Source organism: Streptococcus handemini (genome assembly GCF_040984445.1).
In the GTDB taxonomy this organism is placed as follows: domain Bacteria; phylum Bacillota; class Bacilli; order Lactobacillales; family Streptococcaceae; genus Streptococcus; species Streptococcus handemini.
The window spans coordinates 1-4,985 of the sequence record NZ_JBFRYH010000097.1 but is presented as its reverse complement, the minus strand read 5'-3'; the positions used below and the strand labels follow the sequence as shown (position 1 = coordinate 4,985).

At 42.8% G+C, this 4,985-nt stretch carries 2 protein-coding genes; both read left to right on the top strand.

Annotation, left to right across the window (positions count from 1 at the left end; translation table 11 throughout):
* A partial coding sequence (locus ABPH35_RS10335) for an LPXTG cell wall anchor domain-containing protein (RefSeq protein WP_349989598.1) occupies positions 1-325 on the top strand: 325 nt, incomplete at its 5' end.
* 720 nt (positions 326-1,045) lie between these two features.
* On the top strand, positions 1,046-4,985 hold a 3,940-nt coding region (locus tag ABPH35_RS10330; RefSeq protein ID WP_368849799.1), incomplete at its 3' end, for a mucin-binding protein.

The following is a 4,985-nucleotide window of genomic DNA, read 5'->3' as shown; positions in this document are numbered from 1 at the left end:
GCCAGTAACTCCTCCGGTGAAACCAGTTCCACCGGTAACACCTCCGACTACACCTGAAAAACCAGTGACACCACCAACCACTCCGGTGCCACCGACACCAGGCAAACCAGTAGACTCAGGTAAGCCGATAGAACCAAGCAAGCTAGCTGAGCCAACACCACCAGCTGCCCCAAACAAAACTGCCCAACCAGCGGTACCTGCAAAGGCAGAATTGCCACAGACAGGGGATATGTCTGGAAATGCTACATTTATGTATGGTGTAGCTACCCTTGGATTAGCAGCATTGCTTGGATTAGGTAAGAAAAAATCAGAAGACGAAGTATAATTCGCCTACTGACACTCTAGGTGGGAGATGATTCTATCCTCTTCTCCTGATGAAAGATAATAAGTAGCTAGAGAGACACTCTTTAGCTACTTATTTTGCGTGCAAGTTAGTTTTTCAAGTGCTAATCATTGAAATTCAAAAATAACCAACTTATATTCGTTAAAATCAAACTCTGATATCGTTACCCCATCTTGCTGAACTTCAGTTCTACCTTCGATTTTGTTTCCTAATCAAATTTGGATGTTTATAGAGTATCAGGTATCAATTCTTACGTGGATTAGTCTATTTTGGAGCATCACCACTGCGCAAATCTGTTTTTTAGAAAAGCTGGTCTTGAGCTTAGGCTTCTAATAGATTTTATAGTTTCTCCTGTTGGAGAGGTGGGGAGAAGCAGGATTGCCTTTGCTCTATTTTGAAAAAACATACTATATTTAGCAATATCATATCTGTACCAGCTGATGATTTAGATAAGATTGGCTCAGTAATGATTGTGCAAAACTCCTACCCTTAATAGAGATAGGATGGGGAGGGAACTAGTAAGTGTAACAGTTTTTCGAAAAAGAAAGATAGGGGTTCTTGCACACACACACACATATATATATATATATATATGCAAGAGTGATATTTTAATCAGTCAAACCTATTGACAAAACCACCGGGGGGGGGGGTATACTAAAATAGTAGTTCTGTATCTACAATACTTATAAAAAGAGGTATAAGATGAGGTATAAAAAATCGAAAAAAAGTTTTGACTGGTATAGTCTCAGCCAACGCTATTCGATTAGGAAGTTCCATTTTGGAGCGGCAAGTGTGCTCCTAGGAACTATTTTGAGCGTGGGGACGGCTACGACCGTATCAGCTGAAGAACCATTAGTAGAAGCAAGTGTCGGTCATTCTGAAGTCAGTTCAGAAGAGTCTACCGCTGTGCTATCACCTGTTAGTGATGCAAACGAAGCGACAGCTTCAGCTGCTGTAGCAAGTCCATCAGAACGCACGGCGGTTCTTTCCTATACTGTCCGCTATGTGGATGAGACTGGGAAAGTGGTTTACGCTGTTACCAAGACAACAGAAGTCACTACAGAGCGTTCCCTTGCTATGACATTCGTGACAGAAGTCGCAGATACAGATGGTTTGAGTGCAAAGGGCTACGAGCTAGTCGACAAGACTAAGGGAGTCCGCCCACAGACTGTGACAGAGGGCGCAGACAATGTGGTAGAGTTCGCAGTGAAGAAAGTGTCTGAGCAGCCTACACAGCCAGAGACGGACAAAGTGGATCAGCCTGAGTCTGCACAGCCGAAAACAGAAGCGTCACAATCAGAAGCATCAGCGACGACTGTCGAAAGAGAAATTGAAATCGAAGAACCATTTACTGCTGGTCGAACAACTACACAGCCAGTAAATGATTACTTAAAAGGCTTGTCTGTAGAGGAGCTTGGTAAGCTTAGTGTCAGTGATTTCGAAAACTTGCAAGTGACAGCAGAAGTGATTGCTTCCTTAGATGCAGCGCAACAGCGTGCTTTGACGCTTAGTCGGGCATTCCAAGAGTACTCTCGCAAGCGAAAAGAGGAAATCGCCTCTGGGACAAGTGGCTTCCGTTATGTACAAAATGGGACAGAAAGTGAAAAACTGTTTGGCTACAATCTTTATGACCCAGTTCCTTATGCTGGAGTTCCAAAAGACCCGACGGACAATTCCTTGACCTTTGCTACCTTTGCACTAACCGAAAATCAAACAATCAAATATATTCTTTCTATTGATAAGACTACGAATCAATATTTCATCACGAAGTATGATAGCAACAATCCTGGTGAGTTAGAGAGAAAATATATTCCAAATCCAGGTTTAGGTAACACAGGGGATATTGTAAGAATTGGTAGCGTTAGTGTGTATTTCCGAGATAATCGTGCGGGAACTGCTCAACAACTTCGTATCGTAGGAAATGCGGCAGAAGATCCTGAACGTGCAGGCAAAAAAACTTTTACTTTCCTTTACCATACTTCACTAAGAAGTACGGAAAATTATACAGCTGCAGGAACACCTATTCCGAGAATGGTTAGTCAGGACGTATATTTTGTAGAGCATAAGGAAGGAGCACCCGAAGATGAAGACAAGACTACTTGGAAGCAACTTCGTCCAAAGTATACTCGTACGGGTGTTACTTATAGTACCTATACGACAGAGATTGTGCCTATTCCTGGCTATGAGGTTTACTCAACGCCTTACAATAACACCGGTAGTTTGAACGAGGCAAGAACTCGTGCCCGTGTGGGAGATGTCGATATCCAAACATCTAATGGATATACTGCTACTAGTGTGGTTATTAGTGAGGATGGAACGAAAGTATTTACTGCAGTTGGGCCAGATGGTCAGCGAGTAGGAGTTTATACAAATGGACGCTTTACAGGTGAGTATTCTAAAGCCGTCGGTCCACAAGAGAGTGTAGGTTTTAAAACTGCAAATGGAGGTAATCCACAAGATTTTGTCAACAATTATCGTGTCCCTTCTAACCCAGTTGTTTATACCTATAAGGCAAAACCTCAGGTAGCGACAATTCGTTATGCCGAAGTGGATGATAACGGAGAAGAAGTCGTACAGATTGGTGGGGAAGACCGTGTCATAGGTATGGCTGGCACAGAGATAGGATATAGTACGACAGACCGCATAAATTCCCTATCTAATGCCTACAGCCTTGTATTAAACGGAGATGGCTTCACCAATCGAGCTGACAGGAATTTTGATGACAAGGTCGATGAAGTTTTAGTAGAAGAAGAAGTCTACGAAAATGGCGAAAAAGTTAAGAAATACTCTCTTAAGGAAGTGCCGACTCAGAGCTATGTTGTCAAATTGAAACGTAAAAATATCGGCGAAATTCAGACAGCAACGATTACCTATGTAGATGTAACGAACCCAGCTGATAAAAAAACGCTCGGAGAGGTCGATGAAACGCACGGTCGTCCAGGGGAAACCAGTGACTATCGCACTACTGACCGAATCAATGAGTACAAACTCAAAGGGTATAAAGTCGTATTCAATGACTACCCAGAAACAGGGGTGGCCTTTGATAACCTTCGTGATGAGAATAAAGATAAAGCAACTCAGAAGTTTACAGTTGAGTTGGTAGAGGTGATGACAGAAGTCACTCCAAATCTTGATGACCCGAACAATCCAGTACCGAACCCAAATGATCCAACAAATCCGCTGATACCAGGGGATCCGATTGATCCGAAGCAACCGGGTGGACCATTCTGGCCAACGGATGGTGGCTTAACAAGAGATGACCTCGTAAAAGAAGCGACTAGAACAATCCACTATGTCTATGAAAAGGATGGTTCCACGGCTGCTCAAGATGTCACACAAAAAATCACCTATGTCCGCACCGCAACAGTCAATAATGCAACAGGTAAAATCACGTATTCACCATGGAGAGCTGTTCCAACAGATACAGCACCTTCAGTCAAATCACCAGTTATCGCTGGTTATACGATTGTTGATAACGTAGAGACAGTTCCGTCTGCAGTAACGACTATTAACGAAGCAGGTGTGATTTCTGGACTTAGCGATGTAACGGTTAAATATCGTGAAATCACAGAAGATACTCAGTTTGCAACTATTACCTACAAGGACATTACGGATAAAGAAAATCCGAAAACGTTAGGAGATGTTGCAACAGTAAGTGGTCTAGTGGGAGAAACTGTATCGTATTCGACAGCAGACCGTATCAAAGAATTAGAAAATCAAGGATACGAAGTGGTGACAGATGGTGTGCCAAAACCAATCGTCTTTGACAACCAAAAAGACCCTTCAAAAACGGATCCAACGCAGAAATTTGAAGTGACTTTACGTCATAAAGTGACAACCATCACTCCAAACACACCAGAAGGAGAAGTTCCAACACCAGGTCAACCGATTAATCCTAGCAATCCAGACGGACCAAAATGGCCAGAGGAAGTCAGCAAGGTTAAGTTAAGTGTGACTCGTACAATTCGCTATCGTTATGCCAATGACCCTGACAACGATCTGAATAAAGTTTTTGAAGACGTTGTACAAACAGTAACTTATACACGTACCGTGACAGTTGACCACGTCACAGGTGATGTGACTACAACTCCTTGGGCACCAATCGGTGAAGAAACTGTTCCAGCTGTTGATTCTCCAGAAAAGGCAGGCTATACACGCGATAAAGCAACGGTTGCCGCAGCAACTCCAACGACGTCTGGAAGTGGCAATGACTTTACTGCTACTTTGACAGATGAAAAAGTTCTTTACACACCAGAAGTGCTTGAAAAAGGAAGTGTCAAATTTGTAGAAGTAGGAACACCTGAACCAAAATATCAATACAACTTGACTGGTAAGACAGGAGAAGCCTTTAAATATGATCCAGAAGAGAAAATAAACGAGTTCAAGAAAGCGGGCTATACGGTTACTAACAAGGACAATTACAGTCCAACGGGTACCTTTGACAATGTTCCAGACAACTCTCAAGACTTTGTTTATGAATTGACACCACGCATTGAACCAGTTACACCAGGCGACAAACCAGTTCCAGGAAAACCAGTTGATCCGAACGATCCAAACTCTCCGGTATGGCCAAAATCAGTTGAGAATCTTGAATTGACGAAGACCATCACGCGTACGATTACTTATGTGGACAATGCAGGGA